Annotated in this window: 16 protein-coding genes and 1 CRISPR repeat array; of the genes, 9 read left to right on the top strand and 7 right to left on the bottom strand. The window is 73.1% G+C overall.

The genetic code is table 11. The features are described 5' to 3' along the window. Positions 1–3 precede the first annotated feature (3 nt). From UO65_RS07220 to UO65_RS07250, 7 genes are all read left to right on the top strand, one after another. Positions 4–1,554, top strand: coding sequence for an ABC transporter substrate-binding protein (locus tag UO65_RS07220; RefSeq protein ID WP_035279967.1), 1,551 nt, complete (start codon positions 4–6; stop codon positions 1,552–1,554). Continuing rightward, on the top strand, positions 1,551–2,510 hold the full coding sequence (locus tag UO65_RS07225; protein ID WP_035279908.1) for an ABC transporter permease: 960 nt from the start codon (positions 1,551–1,553) through the stop codon (positions 2,508–2,510). Before UO65_RS07220 ends, UO65_RS07225 begins: the two co-directional genes overlap by 4 nt. Further along, positions 2,507–3,310, top strand: coding sequence for an ABC transporter permease (locus tag UO65_RS07230; protein ID WP_052020855.1), 804 nt, complete (start codon positions 2,507–2,509; stop codon positions 3,308–3,310). The genes UO65_RS07225 and UO65_RS07230 overlap by 4 nt, the downstream gene beginning before the upstream one ends. Further along, positions 3,307–5,619, top strand: a complete 2,313-nt coding sequence (locus UO65_RS07235) for an arylsulfatase (protein WP_233427464.1) — start codon at positions 3,307–3,309, stop codon at positions 5,617–5,619. The genes UO65_RS07230 and UO65_RS07235 overlap by 4 nt, the downstream gene beginning before the upstream one ends. Before the next feature lie 10 nt (positions 5,620–5,629). Next, positions 5,630–7,225 carry a dipeptide ABC transporter ATP-binding protein gene (locus UO65_RS07240; protein WP_035279909.1) on the top strand — a complete coding sequence of 532 codons (1,596 nt, stop codon included), beginning with the start codon at positions 5,630–5,632 and terminating at the stop codon, positions 7,223–7,225. Between the two features lie 97 nt (positions 7,226–7,322). Next, positions 7,323–8,498, top strand: a complete 1,176-nt coding sequence (locus UO65_RS07245) for a vWA domain-containing protein (RefSeq protein WP_035279910.1) — start codon at positions 7,323–7,325, stop codon at positions 8,496–8,498. After that, entirely contained in the window at positions 8,498–9,085 is a 588-nt protein-coding gene (locus tag UO65_RS07250; RefSeq protein WP_035279912.1) for a class F sortase, read from the top strand. Before UO65_RS07245 ends, UO65_RS07250 begins: the two co-directional genes overlap by 1 nt. Before the next feature lie 111 nt (positions 9,086–9,196). On the opposite strand, the gene UO65_RS07255 is transcribed toward UO65_RS07250, so the two are convergent. Further along, positions 9,197–9,694: a MarR family winged helix-turn-helix transcriptional regulator gene (locus UO65_RS07255; protein WP_035279913.1), complete on the bottom strand. Its 498-nt coding sequence runs from the start codon at positions 9,692–9,694 to the stop codon at positions 9,197–9,199. 91 nt (positions 9,695–9,785) lie between these two features. Between UO65_RS07255 and UO65_RS07260 the strand changes: the two genes are divergently transcribed. Further along, the gene (locus tag UO65_RS07260) at positions 9,786–10,706 is read left to right on the top strand and encodes an EamA family transporter (protein ID WP_052020856.1); all 921 of its coding nucleotides are present in this window, start codon (positions 9,786–9,788) and stop codon (positions 10,704–10,706) included. Continuing rightward, positions 10,703–11,347 (top strand): NAD(P)-dependent oxidoreductase, encoded by a 645-nt coding sequence (locus UO65_RS07265; RefSeq protein ID WP_035279914.1) that lies wholly within the window; start codon positions 10,703–10,705, stop codon positions 11,345–11,347. The genes UO65_RS07260 and UO65_RS07265 overlap by 4 nt, the downstream gene beginning before the upstream one ends. Here UO65_RS07265 and UO65_RS07270 read toward each other — a convergent pair whose 3' ends face one another. The 6 genes from UO65_RS07270 to UO65_RS07295 form a co-directional block, all read right to left on the bottom strand. Continuing rightward, complete coding sequence (locus UO65_RS07270) at positions 11,348–11,875, bottom strand: SRPBCC family protein (protein WP_035279915.1); 528 nt, start codon at positions 11,873–11,875, stop codon at positions 11,348–11,350. After that, complete coding sequence (locus UO65_RS07275) at positions 11,872–12,234, bottom strand: metalloregulator ArsR/SmtB family transcription factor (protein ID WP_035279916.1); 363 nt, start codon at positions 12,232–12,234, stop codon at positions 11,872–11,874. The genes UO65_RS07270 and UO65_RS07275 overlap by 4 nt, the downstream gene beginning before the upstream one ends. A 55-nt stretch (positions 12,235–12,289) precedes the next feature. Continuing rightward, positions 12,290–14,374, bottom strand: a complete 2,085-nt coding sequence (locus UO65_RS07280) for a tetratricopeptide repeat protein (RefSeq protein ID WP_035279917.1) — start codon at positions 14,372–14,374, stop codon at positions 12,290–12,292. An 18-nt stretch (positions 14,375–14,392) separates the two neighbouring features. Then, on the bottom strand, positions 14,393–15,583 hold the full coding sequence (locus UO65_RS07285) for a hypothetical protein (RefSeq protein WP_035279918.1): 1,191 nt from the start codon (positions 15,581–15,583) through the stop codon (positions 14,393–14,395). 496 nt (positions 15,584–16,079) lie between these two features. Further along, a complete protein-coding gene (locus tag UO65_RS07290; RefSeq protein WP_152552006.1) occupies positions 16,080–16,466 on the bottom strand; it encodes a Rossmann-fold NAD(P)-binding domain-containing protein in 387 nt (128 codons plus the stop codon). Positions 16,467–16,539: 73 nt separating this feature from the next. Beyond that, positions 16,540–17,364, bottom strand: coding sequence for a hypothetical protein (locus UO65_RS07295; RefSeq protein ID WP_035279920.1), 825 nt, complete (start codon positions 17,362–17,364; stop codon positions 16,540–16,542). Between the two features lie 263 nt (positions 17,365–17,627). After that, positions 17,628–18,204: direct repeats of the CRISPR family, unit length 28 nt; unit sequence GTCCTCCCCGCGCGAGCGGGGCTGTTCC. The last annotated feature ends 95 nt before the right edge of the window (positions 18,205–18,299 follow it).

Here is an 18,299-nt window from a genome sequence, read left to right on the forward strand (position 1 = left end):
CCCTTGCGCAGACGCGCAGTCCTGCGCGGCGTGGCCGCGACCGCCCTGCTGCTGGCCACCGCCGCCTGCCAGTCCGCTGTGGACGCCCAGTCCGGCGGCGCGGGCAGCACCCCGAAGCAGGGCGGTGTGGCCGAGGTCGGGGTGAACGTCGACCTCGTCCCCGGCAACGTCCTGACCAACAGCAACGTGTCCATCACCACCGTGGTCGGCCTGGTCTACGAGCCGCTGATCCGCTACGGCAAGGACGACCTCAAGCCGCAGCCCGCGCTCGCCACCGAGTGGACGGCCGCACCGGACGGCACCTCGCTGACGCTCGAGCTGCGCCGGGGGGTCAAGTTCCACACCGGCCGACCGTTCACCAGCGAGGACGTCAAGTTCTCCCTCCAGACCTACGCCGACCCGAAGTGGAACGGACAACTGCGCAGCACCGCCACGGCCATCACCGCCATCGAGACCCCCTCCCCCACCGAGGTCACGCTTCGGCTGGCGCACCCGGTGAGCAACCTGTTCGACCTGCTCGACACCGCGCCGATCCTCGACAGCGAGACCGCCGCGGACATCGGCACCGGCAAGCGGTTCGTCGGCACCGGGCCGTTCAAGTTCGACCAGTGGCGGCCCAACACCGACCTGACCTTCTCCCGAAACCCGGACTACTGGGGCGGCCCGGCGCACCTCGACGGCGTGCACGTGCGGGTCATCCCCGACGGCCAGTCGCTGCTGTCGGCGCTCAAGTCGGGTCAGGTGCAGCTCGCCCGCGGCGTCGGCTACCGCGACGCGGAGTCGGTGGCGAACACCCCCGGCGTCACCGTCAAACCGCTCGACCGCGGCGCCGAGTTGCAGGCCTACGTCGGGATCAACGTGTCGGTGCCCGGCCTGGACGACCCGAGGGTGCGGCAGGCGATCGGCTTCGCCCTGGACCGCGAGCGGATCATCAAGAAGGTCTTCCGGGGCGCGGGCTACCCGACGTCGCTGCCGTGGCCCAAGGGCAGCCCCGCCTTCGACGCCGCCCGCAACGGGCACTTCACCCACGACCCGGCGAAGGCGCAGGCGCTGCTGGCCGAGCACGGGCAGCCGGTGCCGATCGTGCCGCTGACCTACGTCGGCACCGACAACGTCGCGGCCTCCGTGGCGCAGATCGTGCAGAATGACCTCAGCCGGGTCGGCATCACCGTGGAGCTGCGGCCGGTGGACTCCACGCAGTTCGTCAAGCAGCTCATCGGCGCCCAGTTCCCCGGCCTGTGGACGACCACTCACTCCTGGGCCCAGTTCACCCCGTCCACCCTGGCGGTGAGCGCGTACCCGTTCAACGCCCGCCGCAACGCCTCCCACTTCACCGCCGACACCTACACCGCCGCGGCGGACGAGGCGTGGCAGGTGCCGGTGGGCGGTGACACCCCGGCCGCGTACGCCGAGCTGTCGAAGCAACTGCTCGACGGTTCGTTCCTGACCGAGATCGGTGTGGTGTTCGAGCAACTGGTGCTGCGGGACGCGCTGCACGACGTGGACTACACCCGCAGGCGCGAACTCGACCTGGGCAAGGCGTACCTGTCGTGACCCGCTACCTGCTGCGCCGCGTCCCGTCCGCGGTGGCTGTGCTCTGGTTGGCGTCGGTGCTGGTGTTCCTCGTGCTCCGGGCCGTGCCCGGGGACGCGGCCAGCGCCCTCGCCGGACCGGACGCCACCCCCGACGTCGTCGCCGCCATCCGCCACGACCTGGGGCTGGACCTGCCGGTGGCAGAGCAGTACGCGCGGTGGGTCGGCGGGCTGCTCTCGGCGGACCTGGGCCGGTCGTACCTCGTCGGCGGCGACATCGCCGACCTGGTCGCCGACGGCCTGGCGAACACGCTGACCCTGACCCTGGCCGCGCTGCTGCTCGCCGTGCTGGTGGCGCTGGTGCTGGGGCCGCTGTGGGCGGTCTCGCGCGGCGGCTGGCTCGACCGGGCGCTGACCGCCTTCCACACCGCGGCGGTCGCGCTGCCGACCTTCGCCACCGGGGTGCTGCTGATCCTGGTGTTCGGGGTGGTGTTCCGGCTGCTGCCCACCGGCGGGGTGCCACCGGGCGGGCTGCTCGACCGGGTCGACATCACCGCCCAGTACCTGCTGATGCCCGCGGTGTGCCTGGCCCTGCCGGTCTCGGCGGTGCTGACCGGGTTCCTGGCGGAGACGCTGCGCGCGGAACTGCGCCAGGACTACGTGCTCACCGCGCTGGCGGCGGGCGTGTCGCGGCGGTCGGTCGTCTTCGGGCACACCCTGCGCAACGCCCTGCCGGTCACCATGACCGCGCTGGGCCTGCAAACCGGCGCGCTGCTGGGCGGGGCCGTGCTGGTGGAGTCGATCTTCGCCTGGCCGGGGCTGGGGCTGCTGGTGGAGCAGGGCATCACCCGCCGCGACTACCCCGTGGTGCAGGTGCTGCTGATGCTGTCGGTGGCGGTGTTCGTGGTCATCCAGCTCCTGACCGACGTGGCGCACGCGTGGCTGGACCCGCGCGTGCGGTTGGGGGGTGCGCGATGAGGCGGCTGCCCGCCCAGGCGGTCGTGGGCGGTGTGCTCGTCGGGCTGGTCGTGGTGGCCGGGCTGCTCGGGCCGCTGCTGGTCCCGCACGACCCGTACACCCAGATCGACGGCGCGAACCTGCTCGGCCCGTCCGCCGCGCACCCGCTGGGCACCGACGAGCTGAACCGCGACATCCTCGCCCGGCTGCTCACCGGCATCCGGGTGGACCTGCTGACCAGCTTCGTCGCGGTCCCGCTCGGCGCGCTGCTCGGCTGCGCGGTCGGGGCGCTGGCCACGGTGAACGCGGCGCTGGACGTGGCCGTGCAGCGGGTGTTCGACGTGCTGCTGGCCTTCCCGCAGCTCATCCTGGCCATCGGCCTCGCCGCGGTCATCGGCCCCGGTGCCACGTCGGTCGTGCTGGTCGTGGTGCTGGTGGAGATCCCGGTGTTCGGCAGGCTGCTGCGCGCGGCGGTGCTGCGGGTGCGCGAGGCCCAGTTCGTCACCGCGAGCGAGGTGGCGGGCGGCGGGCGGGGCTGGGTGCTGCGCACGCACGTGCTGCCCAACTGCCGAGGGCCGGTGCTGGTGCAGCTCGCCCTGTCCATGTCGGTGGCGGTGTTCATCGAGGGGGCGATGAGCGTACTGGGCATCGGCGTCACCCCGCCGAACCCGTCGCTGGGGTCGCTGCTGGCCACGTCCCTGCGCTACCTCGACCTCAACCCGCTGTTCGCCGTCGGTCCGCTGGTGGTGATCGCGGCGCTGGTGCTCGGCTTCGGGCTGCTGGCGCGCGGTGCGGGCAACCCGGCCCTGGAGGCGGCATGAGCACCCCGATGAGCACCCCGCCGCACGCCCGCGGCTACACCGGCTTCCCCGGCCGGGTCGGGCGGACCTTCGCCGAGTCCCGGCCCGCCTGGCCCGCCGAGCCGGGCCGGACGGGCAGGCCGAACGTCGTGGTCGTGCTGGCCGACGACCTCGGCTACGCCGACATCGGTCCGTTCGGCGGCGAGGTCGACACCCCGGCGCTGGACGCGCTGGCCGCCGGCGGGCTGCGGCTGACCAACTACCACACGACCCCGCTGTGCTCGCCGTCCCGCGCGGCGCTGCTCACCGGGCTGAACCCGCACCGGGCCGGGTTCGCGTTCCCGGCCAACTCCGACCCCGGCTACCCCGGGTACTCCTTCCAGCTCCCCGACGACGCCCCGTCGCTGCCGGAGTCGCTGCGCGCGGCGGGCTACGCCACCCTCGCGGTCGGCAAGTGGCACCTGACCAGGGACGCGGCCAGTCACGACGCGGCCGACCGGTCGTCGTGGCCGCTGCAACGCGGGTTCGACCGGTACTTCGGCAGCCTGGAGGGGCTGACCAACCTGCACCACCCGCACCGGCTGGTGTGGGACAACAGCCCCTATGACGTGGCGGACTACCGCGACGGGTACTACCTCACCGACGACCTGACCGACCGGGCCATCGGCATGATCGACACGCTGCGCGCGAGCGACCCGGACAAGCCGTTCTTCCTGTACTTCGCCCACCACGCCATGCACGGCCCGCTCGGCGCCACCGAGGCCGACCTGGTCCACTACCGGGGCCGCTACGACGAGGGCTGGGACGTCATCCGGGAGCGGCGCTTCGCCAAGCAGCTCGCCGAAGGTCTGTTCCCACCCGGCACCACCCTGCCGCCGCGCAACAGCGAACCGGGCCGGGACGTGCCGCCGTGGTCGGAGGTGCCCGCGGACCGGCGGGAGTTCTTCGCCCGGTACATGGAGGTGTACGCGGCGACGCTGCACGCGGTGGACCGCAGCGTCGGCCGGATCGTCGGGGCGCTGCGCAGGCACGGCGAACTCGACAACACCATCATCGTGTTCACCTCCGACAACGGCGCCACCGCGGAGGGCGGCCCGGAGGGCACGCGCAGCTACTTCAGCCAGTTCGTGCACGTGCCCGGCGTCCCGTCCACCTGGGACCGCGACGTGGCCAGGGACCTGGACCTGCTCGGCGGCCCGCAGGCGACCGTGCACTACCCGCGCGGCTGGGCGCAGGCGTCGAACACCCCGTTCCGGCTCTACAAGTTCGACACCTACGCGGGCGGGGTCCGCACACCGTTCCTCGCGCACTGGCCCGCCGGGCTGGAACCGGGCCTGCGCCACCAGTACACCTACGTCACCGACGTGGCACCGACACTGTTGGAACTGGCGGGCGTGCCCCGGTTGGAAGCTCGCCACGGCGTGCCCGCGGTCGAGGAGGACGGGGTGAGCGTGGTGCCCGTGCTGCGCGACCCGGAAGCGGCGAGCCCGCACACCAGCCAGTACACCGAGACCGGTGGCAACCGCGGCTACTACGCCGACGGGTGGAAGGTCGTCACCCGGCACGTCCCCGGAACCGCCTACGACGACGGCGAGTGGGAGCTGTACCACGTGGCGGAGGACCCGACCGAGATCGAGAACGTCGCCGCCGCGCACCCGGACAAGCTCGCCGAACTGGCGGCGGCGTGGGAGCGGGCGGCGTGGCGCAACACGGTGTTCCCGCTGACCGACCACGGCCCCGCCGCGCACCTGCGCCGCCCGTCCGACGAGCGGTTCAGCCGCCCGGTGACCCTGTACCCGGGGACGCCCACGCTGGAGCGCTACCGGTCCGCGCAACTGGTCCAGTTCCGCGACTTCACCGCCACCGCCGCCGTCGACTTCCACCCGGGTGACCGGGGTGTGCTGTTCGCCCACGGCGACCAGGGCGGCGGGTACGTGGTGTTCGTCGACCGGGACGCGGTCCACCTGACCTACAACGCCTACGGCAAGCCGTTCCGCTCCGAGCCGCTGCCCCTGCGGGGCGATGACGTCGAGGTTCGGCTGACCGCGCGGGCGCTGCCGGACTTCGAGTGGGCACTGACCCTCACCGCGGGCGACTCCGCTGCCTCGGTCGGGCCGGTGCCCCAGTTGATCGGCTTGGCCCCCTTCACCGGCATCAGCGTCGGCGCCGACCGCGGCGGCCCGGTGGACTGGGACCTGCACACCGCCGAGCGGGCGTTCCCGTACACCGGCGCGCTGCGGCACGTGCGCTACGAACCCGGCGCGCGGGCCGCCTACGACCCCGCCCTCCTCGCCCGGTTGTGGGCCGAGGCCGAACGCGTCTACGACTAGGACTCCCGAGATGACCGACAGCGTGCTGACCGTCGACGGCCTGACCGTCGACTTCGGACCCACCCCGGCGGTGCGGGGGGTGGGGTTCCGGATCGACCCGGGCGAGGTGGTGGCCCTGGTGGGCGAGTCCGGGTCGGGGAAGTCGGTGACCGCCCGAGCCGTGCTGGGCCTGCTGCCCGGCACCGCCACCGTCCGGGGCAGCGCCCGCCTGGGCGAGCGGGAGCTGATCGGCGCACCAGAACCGACCCTGCGCCAGGTCCGGGGCCGGGAGGTGTCCATGGTCTTCCAGGACCCGGCGACGGCGCTGAACCCGGTGTTCACCATCGGCAGGCAGCTACGCACTACCCTGCGCGCCCACCGCCGCCTCACCCGCGCCCAGGCCGACGCCGAGGCGGTGCGCCTGCTGGACCTGGTCGGCATCCCCGACCCGGCCGCGCGCACCCGCCACTACCCGCACCAGCTCTCCGGCGGCCAGCGCCAACGCGTGGTCATCGCCATCGCCCTGGCCAACGACCCGCGGCTGATCATCGCCGACGAGCCCACGACCGCACTGGACGTCACGGTCCAGGCGGAAATCCTGGCTCTGCTCCGCGACCTGCGCGACCGCCTGGGCACGGCCATCCTCCTGATCACCCACAACATGGGCGTCGTCGCCGAACTCGCCGACCGGGTCGTCGTCCTGCGCGACGGCCTGGTCGAGGAGGACGCCCCCGTGCACCGGCTGTTCAGCGCACCGGCCCGCCCGTACACGCGCCTGCTGCTGGACTCCGTCCCCCGCCTGGGCCACCGCCCACCGGCCACCCCGGTCACCACCGACACCGACGCCCTGCGCCTCACCGACCTGGTCGTCACCTACCCCGGCGGCCGGGGCCGCCCGGATTTCCGCGCCGTCGACGGTGTGACCTTGCGGGTCGGCCGGGGCGAGGTGGTCGGCCTGGTCGGCGAGTCCGGGTCGGGCAAGTCCACCATCGGCCGGGTCGCCGCGGGCCTGCTGCGCCCCACCTCGGGCTCGGCCCGACTGCTCGACGAACCGCTGGAAGAGCTGTCCCGGCGCGACCTGCGCGCCGCCCGCGCCCGCCTCGGCTTCGCCTTCCAGGACCCGGGCAGCTCCCTCGACCCCCTGTTGACGGTCGCCGAGTGCATCGCCGAACCCCTCCGCATCCACGGCGTGGACGGCGCCACCCACCGCATCCCGGAACTCCTCGACGCGGTCCGCCTCCCCGCCACCCACGCCACCCGCAAACCCACCGAACTCTCCGGCGGCCAACGCCAGCGCGTCGGCCTGGCCCGAGCCCTCGCCCTGCACCCGGACCTGCTGGTCGCCGACGAACCCACCAGCGCCCTCGACGTCTCGGTGCAGGCGGCCATCCTGGAACTGCTGGCGGACCTGCAACGGGACCTCGGCTTCGCCTGCCTGTTCATCAGCCACGACCTGGCCGTGGTGGATTCCCTGGCCCACCGGGTGATCGTGCTGCGGGCGGGGAAGGTCGAAGAGGAAGGCCCGCACGACGAAGTGCTCCGCAACCCCAGGGCCGACTACACCCGCCGCTTGGTGGCCGCCGTCCCCGCCCCCGCCCCACCCCTCACCGCCGCCTCGACGCACTGATCCGGGGCAACACGGAAGTGATCACCCGATCGAGCGGTTTCCCCGCGCGCCGCCCGGTCGTTGGACGGGTGCAGTTCCTACGACGTGAGGACACGGGATGCGAAGGTTCGGTGCCGCGGTGGCCGCCGTGCTGGTGGTGGCGGGTGGTGCCCCGGCGGGCGCCGTGGACGGCACCCTGCCCGGTGGGATCGGGATCGCGGTGGACATCGAGGCACCGCTGCCGGACACGGTGATCCCCAAGGGCAGCACCACGGTCGTCGGCACGGCGTCGGTGGGCACGGGCGCGGTGCCGCCCACGACGTCGGTGACCTACGTGCTGGACGGGTCGGGCAGCCTGACCGACGCCGGGTTCGCCCAGGAGAAGGCCGCCGTCGAGCGGTTCCACCGGGAGTACGCGCTGAACCCCGCCTACGGGATCGGCAGCGTCGGCCTGGCCACCTTCGCCACCGACGGGCGCAGCATCGACGTGGACGCGGCGCCGGGGACCCAGCTCGCCGTCGCGCCCGCCGCCGACAACGACGGCAGCGGCACCCCGGACTTCCTCGAAGCGCTGGGCGCCATGCCCTACCTCGACGGCAGCACGAACTTCATCGCCGGGCTGCAACGGGCGGCGGAGGTGTCGGCGGCGACCACGGGCACGCGCAAGCTGGTGCTGTTCCTGTCCGACGGTCGCCACAACGTGGGCACCGGCGGTGAGGCCGAACGCATGTTGGCCGACCTGCCGGAAGCGGTCGACATCCACACCTTCGGGTTCGGTCCCGACGCCTCGTGCCAGGGCGGGTCGGTGTCCCTGGAGCGGATCGCGCTGGCCACCGGCGGCACCTGCTCGATGTCGGGGTTCGCGGACCTGGGCGAGGCGCTGTCGCGGCTGCTGGCCTCGGAGCTGCACCACCTGACGCTGACCGTGGACGGCGGTCCGGAGCTGCCGATCACCGACATCACCCCCGCCCTGCCCCAGCCGGGGCCGAAGCAGGTCCGCTACACCGTGCGGACCCCGCCGCTGGACGTGGGCAACCACCCGCTGTGCGTCACGGCCCACGGCAGCGACTACGCCGGGCCGGGCAAGGTCACCGACTGCACCAACGTGATCATCCTCGCCCCCACCACCACCCCCGGCCCCACCACGACCGCGAGCCCACCCGCCGCCACTCCCCCGACCAGCGCCACCAGCCCCGGTGCCCCGCCGCCCGCAGCGGCACTGCCCGGCAACAGCCAGGTCAGCGCCATCCCGCGCGGCGGTGTGGCCACCGGCGGCGGGACGGTGGTCCCGTGATGACCCGCGGCCGGGTGCTCATCGGGGCGCTGGTGGGCGCGCTCGTCGCGGGCCTGCTCACCGCCGGTCTGCTGTGGTCCCCGGACGTCATCGGCGGCCACCCCGTCGGCCGGACCAACGCCACGCCACCGGCGGTGCCCGCCGCCGCGCCCGTCGAGGTGCGCATCCCCGCCCTCGGCGCCCGGTCCAGCCTCATCCCCCTGGGCCTCAACCCCGACGGCACCGCCGAGGTCCCCTCCCTCGACCGCCCCGCGCAGGCGGGTTGGTACAAGCACGGCCCCGTCCCCGGCGACCCCGGCCCCGCCGTGCTGCTCGGCCACGTCGACGGCCACGGCGTGCCGGGGATCTTCCACGACCTGGCCACCCTCACGCCGGGCGACCGCGTCGAGGTCACCCGGCACGACCGGAGCACGGCCACCTTCACCGTCCGCCGGGTCGACCGCGTCGCCAAGACCGACTTCCCCACCGAGGCCGTCTACGGGGAGACCGGCAACCCGCAACTGCGCCTGATCACCTGCGGCGGCGCCTTCGACCGGGCCACCGGCAACTACGCGGACAACGTCATCGTCTACGCCGACCTCGCCTGAGCCGGGAGCGGTCCCGACCCGGCTGCAGGCGCCTCGCGCTCCCGGCGCCTGATCAGTTTCGCCCACACCGCTCACCGGGACCACCACCGACGTGGGTGGTCGCTGCGCCCGTCAGTCCCGGTTCTCGCTGTCGTGCAGCAGGGCGCGGAGCAGACCTTCGAGGTGTCCGCGCTGGGCGGCCGTCATGGCGGAGAGCAGGCGTTCCTCGTTGGCGACGTGGTCGCGCAGGGCGGCGTCGACGACCTCGCGCCCCCGTGGCGTGAGCGCGACGCGGATCGTGCGGCGGCTGCGCGGGTCCGCCTCGCGGGTGATGAGGTCCTTGGCCAGGAGCCGGTCGAGCCTGTTCGTGATCGCGCCGGAGGTGACCATGGCGCTGTCGGCGAGCTGCCCCGCCGTCAGGCCGCGCCCGTCGACGTCCGCGCGCAGCAGGGTCGCGAGGAGGTCGAACTCCCCCGGGTGCAGGCCGTGCCGGGTGAAGACCTCCTGCAACTCGCGCTCGAACCGGCGGGTGAGCCGGGAGAGCCTGCCCAGCACACCCATCGCGCTGACGTCGATGTCGGGACGCGCCCGCGCCCACTGGGCGATGACGCGGTCGACGCTGTCCTCCACCACACACCTCTCAACGTTGAACTGTTTGACGTGGGCGAGGCTATCACCGTATGGTCCTCAGCGTTAAACAGTTCAACGTTAAGGAGTTTTCGTGGACCGGTTCCGGATCACGTTGCTCACCGCGATCGCACCCGCGGTGTGGGGAACGACGTACGTCGTGACGACCGAACTGCTGCCACCCGGGCACCCGCTGTTCGCCTCGCTGGTGCGGGCCGGGCCAGCGGGGCTGGTCGCGATCGCGTTGACCCGCGCGCTGCCCACGGGTTCCTGGTGGTGGAAGTCCGCCGTGCTGGGCGTGCTGAACATCGGGGCCTTCTTCCCGCTGCTGTTCGTCGCCGCCCTGCACCTGCCCGGCGGCGTGGCCGCCACGCTCGGGGCCGCGCAACCGCTCGTCGTCGCCGTCCTCGTCGTGGTTGTGCTGCGCGAGCCGTTCTCCGCGTGGCGCCTGTCCTGGGGGCTCGTCGGGATCACCGGTGTCGCCCTGGTCGTCCTGCGCTCCACAGCGGCGCTCGACGCGGTGGGCGTGGTCGCCGGGCTGGCGAGCGCGGTGTCCATGGGGGTCGGCGTCACCCTCACCAAGAAGTGGGGCAGGCCCACCGGGGTACCCGCGATGGGCCTGGCCGGGTGGCAACTGACAGCCGGAGGTCTGCTGCTCCTGCCCACCGCGCTGCTCGTCGAGGGTGTCCCCCCGGCCGTCGACAGCACAGCGCTGGCGGGCTACGCCTGGCTTGGGCTCATCGGCGGGCTGCTCGCCTACACCCTGTGGTTCAGCGGCATCGCCCGCCTGCCGGTCGCGTCGGTCGCCGTGCTGGGACTGCTCTCACCCCTGGTCGCCGCGACCCTGGGAGCAGTCCTGTTGGACCAGACCCTCGGCGCGGTGCAGGTGGTCGGGTTCGCCCTCGCCCTGGCGGCGATCGCCGCGGGCCAGATCACCCCCGGCAGCGCGACACCCCCGACCACGGACACCGACCACATCGCGGTGTCCACCGCACAGACAGGGAGAGCGCGATGAGGATCGCCGTTGTCGGGGCAACAGGGATGGCGGGCTCCCGCATCGCCGCCGAGGCGGTCCGGCGCGGGCACACCGTCTCCGGGTTCTCGCGATCAGGCGGGAGTGGCGGAACGGTCGAGGGAGTCACGGCGGTCACCGCCGACGCGACCGACCCGGGAGCCATGGCCCGCGTGGCGGCCCGGCACGACGTCATCGTGCTCGCCACCAGGCAGGCCCCCGGGGCGGAGGACGACGTCACCTCGCCGGTGACCACCGTCCTCGACGCGGCCCTGGGCTTCGGACGCCGGGTCGTGGTGATCGGCGGCGCGGGCCCACTCCGCAGCCCCGACTCGGACCGACTCGTGGTCGACGACCCGCGCTTCGTCCCCCCGCGGTGGCGGACCACCGCGCAGGCCAGCGTCGACCAGTTCAACGCCTGCCTGGCCCACCCCGCGAACTGGACCTACCTGAGCCCGCCCGCGCTGTTCGAACCCGGCGAGCGCACGGGCGCGTACCGGCGCGGCGGGAACCGAATCCTGGTCGACACCGACGGGACATCGCAGATCTCAGCCGACGACCTCGCCGTGGCCGCCCTCGACGAGATCGAGGACCCCGAGCCCGGGCTGCGCCACTTCACCGTCGCGCGGTGGACGCCGCCGTGATCACTCCTGTTCGGACTCCGACTGACGGCCGGTCGCGGCGGCGAGACCGGCGTAGTGGGCCTTCATGGACGGGTAGTAGTCGTCGAAGTCCGGCGCGGGCGACCCGTCGCGGGAGGCGGTGAGCAGGTCCAGGTAGTACTCCCAGCCCGGGCCGACCTCGCCGATCGAGTCCTCGTCGTCCAGGTGGTGCACGAATCGCAGCTCGGTCGTCCCCCGGTGCTCCGAGAGCAGCAGTTCCAGGCGCCAGGAGCCGAACTCGTCGACCGAGGACACGGCCAGCCGCCGCGGCGGTTCGCAGGCGTCGATGCGCAGGTCGAACCAGGGCTCCTCGTCCTCGAACACCATCCGCACCTTGACCGTCCGCCCGGGTGCGCCCTCGCCCTCCCAGGGGCCGAACCAGCGCGCGGTCCGCTCGGGCTCGGTGATGCTCGCCCACACGTCCGCCACGGGGGCGCGGAAGGTGCGGGGCAGCACCAGGTCGCTTCCGACGGCGGTGCGGAGCAGTCTGCCGGTGGGCACGGGGCTCATGCGGTGTGTTCCTCTGCGTGTTCGGTGGCTCGGCGGGCGGCGCGCTCGCGCCGGGTCCGGTGGACTTCGGTCGCCAGGGCGTCGAGGCGCTGCTGCCAGCCGGAGGAACGCGCGAACTGGGCCAGCCAGTCGACGACCTCGGTGAACTTCTCCGGGTCGAGCACGTAGAACCGCTGCCTGCCGACGAGTTCGTCCCGGACCAGGCCGCTGTCGCGCAGCACGCGCAGGTGGCGGGACACGGCGGGCCTGCTGATCGGGAACCGCGCCGCGATCTCCCCCGCCGACAGCCGCTCGTGCCGCAGCATCACCAGGATGTCCCGGCGCACGGGGTCCGCTATCGCACCGGCGACCTCATCCACGGCGGAAGCGTAACCCAGTGGTTACGCTTCCGCAAGCGGGTCCACGCCCGTCGGGTCAGCGGCACACCGCCGTGCGGCAGCGGTCCAGCGCCGAGGTCACGTCCTCGTCGTCGGGGGCGGATTCGGCGGCGACCACCAGGTCGGCGAGGGCGTTGTCCCAGCGGGCCGCCGCCTCGTGCAGCAGGGCGCGGTTGAAGCGGACAGCGGGGTCGTCGGGGGCGAGGGCCACCGCGCGGTCGAGGTCGGCCAGGGCGGCGGGGTTGTCGCCGAGCTCGTGGGCCGAGGCCGCCCGGCCGACCAGCGCGCCGAGCAGGTCCGGGTCCGCCGCGAGCGCCCGGTCGAACGCGGCCGTCGCCGCGGCGTGGGCGTCCTCCTCCGCCAGCACCTGGGCCACGACGAGGTGCAGGTGGGCGTTGTCGGGGTCGATCGCGAGGCCGTGTTCGGCGTCGGCGCGGGCGCGGGTCAGGTCACCGCGGTCGAGGTGGATGCCCGCGCGGTTGACCCGGGCGTCGACCATGTCCGGGTCGAGGTCGAGGACGTGGTCCAGGACGGCCAGGGCGGCGTCCACCTCGTCGAGGTCGAGCAGCAGCTCCGCCCGGTTGTACTGCGCCTCCGGGAACGGCGGCCCGAGGCGGATCGCGGTGTCGTAGTCGGCCAGCGCCTCGGCGTCGCGGCCGAGCGCGTGCAGCAGGTTGCCGCGGTCGATGTAGTGGTCGGGGTGGTTGGGGTCGGCGGCGATGACCTGGTCGAAGCACTCCAGGGCCTCGTCGGTGCGGCCGAGCTTGGCCAGTAGCTGGGCGCGGTTGTGCACGAGGACCGACCGGTGCAGGGCGTGCGTACCGGGTTCGATGGTGCGGTCGAGCCACGCGGCGCCCTCGGTGACCAGCCGCAGCGCCTCCTCCAGGTTGCCCAGGTGCATCTCCACCAGGGCCAGGCCGTTCTGGTGGAACACGGTGGAGAACACCTGGTTGTCGCCCTCGTCGGCGAGCAGCCGGGAGAACGCGATGGCCTGCTTGATCAACCCCTTGGCGCGCAGGTGGTCGCGGCGCTCGCGGTGCCGGGTGTGGATCATGGCGCGGGCGTAGGCGGCCTGCATGTGCGCGCGCGGCAGGTCGGTGAGGGCGATCAGTTCGTCGTAGATCGCCTCGGCTTCCCCGGCGCGGCGCAGCATCAGCAGCGAGGTGGTCATCTTGGTGCTGAACACCCACCACCGGCCGAAGGACTCGGCCGGGTCGAGCAGCGCCCGGCCGCGCAGTCCGAAGTCGACGGTGGCGTGGTAGAAGCCCATGTCCACGCAGTGGTTTATGGCCTCGTCCAGGGCTTCGAGCCCGGCGCCGCGCGGGTCGGTGCCGCGTTCGCGGTGCAGCGGCACGGCGCCCAGCGCGTGCGTGGGCTCGCCACCGGCGGTGAGGGCGTCGGCGCGGCGGTCGTGCAGCTCGGCGCGGACGTGCTCGGGCAGCCGGTGGTAGGCCGCGACCAGTTCCGGCAGGTCCACCGCGCAGTCCCCGTCGACGTAGCGGGTGGCGGCGGCGAGGTCGTCCAGGCCGGAGGGGGCGGGCGGCGGGGCGGGCACGGGGATCTCGTCGGCGTGCTCGCGCAGGACCCCGGTCAGCGGCCCGCCCGGGTCCTCGCCGCTGTCGCAGACCACGACGGTGAGCAGCGCCGGGTCGGTGCGGCGCACGAGGGCGGCGAGGAACTCCAGGTCGGTGTGGTCGGCGTCGACCACCCGCACCACGAGCGAGCGCGGCCCGCCGCCCAGTTCGCGCAGCCGGGCGTGGACGAACTCCACGACACCGTGCCCGAGGCGCTGGGTCCGCACACCGGAGTAGAAGCGGGTGCGCTCGGCGGGAACCGCCAGCGAGGTCAGGGTTTCGCGCGGCAGGTCGACCGCGGCGCGCAGTTCGGGCGCGGTCGAGAGCAGTTCGACCTGGTGGCGCTCGACCAGCGCGGCCGAGGCGCCGGGGGCCAGCGCGCGCACCAGTTGCCCGGTGGCGGTGAACGGGCCGCGCAGCCGCCTGCACGCGTCCAGCGGGGCGACCACGGCTCCGGGCAGCGGCGCGGGCAGGCCGTCGGCGAGCAGGCCGGGGAGTTCGGCGGGGTCGATCGTCCGGGGGAACCGGACCCACAGGTGTCGGGACATGGGTGCCTCCAGGGCGGGTCAGGCGGAGCGCTCGCGGCGGGCGAGGACCCCGGCGAGGACGAACTGGCCGAAGGTGAGCACGAGGAACGCGACGGCGTCGGCCAGGCCCAGCGCGCTGGGCTCGTGGGCCACGCGGTCGACGACGATGTCCACGGTGAGCAGCACCGCGGGCACGATGGCGAAGGCCACGCTGGCCAGCACGAACGCGTACCCGGCGAGCAGGAACCACATGTACCAGCGGGCGACCTCCCGGTCGCGCGGGTGCCAGTCGGACTCGTCGACCGGGCGCGCGGGCCCGCGCAGCAACCGGGCGAACCGGGCGCGCAGCATGGCGAAGGCTACCGTTTGCAGGTCGAGGCAGCCCAGCGCGGTGCACACCAGGTAGTACAGGTCGGTGCGCAGGAAGAAGTAGAACTGCCACACCAGCCGCATGAGCGTGAAGAACGCCAACGACAGGCACACCCGCCCGGCGAACCCGGCGTCCCCGCCGATCGGGTCGCGCAGCGCGGCGGCCACCAGGGTCAGCCCGGCGACGCACACCGCGTCCGCGACCAACCCGGCGAGGATCGGCAGGTACCGCTGCCTGCGCGGCACCGCGACCAACCCGTCCAGGGAGGTCTCGAACACCACGAAGATCAGCCTGCGCCCCACCCGCAGCGACGAGGGAATGCCCAACCGCCGACCGGCGAGCGCGTGGAACGATTCGTGCACCAGGATCAACGGGATCTGCCCCAGCAGGGCCAACAACAGCACCGCCACCAGCGACGGCGTGAAGAACACGTGCGAATAGCTCGGCGCCACCTCCGGAACGGCGACCATCACCACGATTCCGGCAATGACGACCGCCGAATAGAGCAACCAGGCGACCGGGGAGAACAATGCCACCCCCAACCGCCGCCACCGCACCGGCGCGACCTCGGCGGCGGTCTCCCCGTCGCGCACGATCATGCCGAATTCGTCGAGCACCTCCAGGAATTCGGCGAGGTCGACGCTCTCCCCGTATTCGCGTTCGTACCAGGCGACCGCCTCGCCCAGCGGGGCGCCGCCCGCGAGCCGGGCCAGCAGCGCCGCCCCGTCCGCGGGGAACACGCCGAACTCGCCGGTGTCGGCCCGGCCGATGGTCACCTCGTCGTCGGCCCCGTCCTCGGCGTGGAAGGTCAGCGGGTGCAGCGGCAGGGGGCTGTCCAGGTCGAACGCGGTGGACGTCATGGGAACCTCACGGGGCCGGGGTTCCCCGGGCCGGGCGGCCCGGGGAACCCGTGGGATCGGGTCACGTGGTCCCCGAGGGGACCGGCGCCCCTAGACGGGCCAGCAGAGCGGGGTCGCGTAGATCGCCGCCGAGGTGGTCAGCCGGACGGTGCCCGCCTTGCGAACCTTGATCTTCTTCATCGTCGCCTCCAGACGTGGGAGAGGAACCGCCCGGGCGGACAGGGAGCCCCGAGCGGACAATGGTGAATGGAATGGAATCGCACACCCCGACGGGTGAATTCGGAAAATCCCCTGAATTCGCCCGCCGTGATCGGGATGCGTTCCGCACAACCGCTTGCAAGGGACAACAATCAACCACCGGTCCCTTTGGGTCAATGGACCACCCGGGTGACCGGATACGCCGGTCGAGTACACCGGGATTCGAGGTCGTGCGATCACTCCGAACGGCGCATTGCCCCACCACCGACGACCGGTTAGGTTCGCGCCAACCCCATTCTCAGCCCCGGTGGCCGAGGGGGTCGAGGTGTTCGGGCGTGGCGTCGTCGGCCGTGGTGGACTCGGACAGGGCGCGCCACCGCTCGTCCTCGGCGAGCAGGGAGCGGCCCGCGGCGGTCGCGTAGGCGTGGGCGTCGACGCCGACGAGCAGGCGCAGCGGCGGCTCGTCGAGGTCGACCAGGTCAAGGACCAACCGGGCGACCTTGGCGGGGTCGCCGGCGCCGGTCGCGCCCGACGCGTGCACGGCGGCCGTCCGACCGACGGTCCCGGCGTACTCCGGCCGGATCGCGGCGGTCCGCATGGACGCCCCCGCCCAGTCGGTGCGCACCCCGCCCGGCTCCACGACGGTCACCCCGATGCCCAGCGGCGCCACTTCCCGCGCGAGCACGGACACCGACACCGGGACCAGGCGCCAGGTCGTGGTCGACGCCGTGGCCGCCCTCCTGACCTGAGCGGGCGCGTCAGGACAGGTAGGCCCCGATCCGCTTGAGCCACTGCTCGCAGTTCCCGCACGCCGCCCGCGCCTTCCACTTGCGCTGACCGGCATCCCACGTCCGCGCGTGGCTGAACACCCCACCGACCGGGATGTCCGCAACCGAGTTCACGGCGTGCGCGACGAGGTACTGGTTCATGGCGTCGACCTCACCGCACACGTGGGTCTCCCACGCCTCGACCTGGTTGACGCCGTCGAGCAGGTCCCACATCACCCGGTGCACCGCACCGTGACCGCTGGTGCCGACCCAGGAACCCCCGGCACCGTCGGCCATCCCCGCGATCACCGTGCCCACCACGCTGTCCGGCCCGTTCGCGTGCCGCTTGGTCTCGTCGAGGGCGATCGCCTGCGTGGTCTGCTTGGTGGCCTCCAACCACGCGACCCACCGCTGCTCGACCACCACCTCCGCCGCGAACTTCGCCACGGGACCCTGCAGGTCGGCGAAGAACCCCCAGGAATCACCACCCGGGTAGTCCTTCCACCCGGCGAACGCGACCAGCGCCTGCCGGGCAGCCCCCAGGTCCCGCCCAGCCGCAACGCTCACCCGCGCGAACTGCTGCTCGACCGCCTCCAACTTCTCCTTCTCCGAACTGAGCTTCCGCGCCTTCCCCAACCCCTGCGCCGCCGTGCGCCCCGCCTCGGCCCAGGTCTTGACGTCCACGGCGGTGGTGAGCAGGTTCGGGTCACCGGCGGGGTCGAACAGGTCGGCCGGGGTGAACACGGTCTTCAGCTTCTCGCGCACGGCGGGCTTGATGTCGTCATAGGACTTCGGCTTCGGGTGGGCACTCGTCATCGGGGACTCCGGTCGGTGGGGTGTGCTGTGGCGCGCTCCCCCGAACGCCCGGCCAACCGCCGCGCAGCCCGACAATCGTACGCCGCACGCCCGCTCGCGGGAAGATCATTGCTGGATCTGCTCCCCGCAAGCGCGCCATTCGGCATTTACAGGCCAACACGGGCGGGGAACAGACGGTGATCAACCCACCACGCAGTTTCGAATCCCCGCCGGAAGTGATGCTAGATTTGCCTCCGGGCACCGAAAACCGCAGGTCAAGAAGTGTTCTCCCCGCGCGAGCGGGGCTGTTCCCGCCTCCGTGGCCCGCGCGCTGGCCTGGGCCAAGTTCTCCCCGCGCGAGCGGGGCTGTTCCCCCCGCGTGGCGCCGGAACTTCTTCGGTGACGCGTCCTCCCCGCGCGAGCGGGGCTGTTCCTTCGCCGACGAACAGTACAAGTCGGTGCGTTTCGTCCTCCCCGCGCGAGCGGGGCTGTTCCCTGCTGCTCACCATCATGGAACGGGCGGCCCTCGTCCTCCCCGCGCGAGCGGGGCTGTTCCCGGGCGGGCCTGCGACCGGAACGGCGTCCCGTTGTCCTCCCCGCGCGAGCGGGGCTGTTCCGTACGCAGCGGGGGCGGCTTGTGCACCCGGTTGGTCCTCCCCGCGCGAGCGGGGCTGTTCCCGTCCTGGTCTCCGTCGGGCAGTTCCAGCGCGAGTCCTCCCCGCGTGAGCGGGGCTGTTCCGGATGTGGTGGCGCCGAAGGGCACCGACTGGGGGTCCTCCCCGCGCAAGCGGGGTTGTTCCCGCTTCCCCACGCGAGGCAATACCCCAGCGTGGGTCTTCCCCGCGCGAGCGGGGCTACCCCCACCACAGGCGCAACCGGAGGACCTCAGCCCCTTCCAACACAGGTGCGCCGGCGGGTACGAGGGCAGGTCCGGTCAGCCTTGCGCGCTCGGCGCG

Source organism: Actinokineospora spheciospongiae (assembly GCF_000564855.1).
In the GTDB taxonomy this organism is placed as follows: domain Bacteria; phylum Actinomycetota; class Actinomycetes; order Mycobacteriales; family Pseudonocardiaceae; genus Actinokineospora; species Actinokineospora spheciospongiae.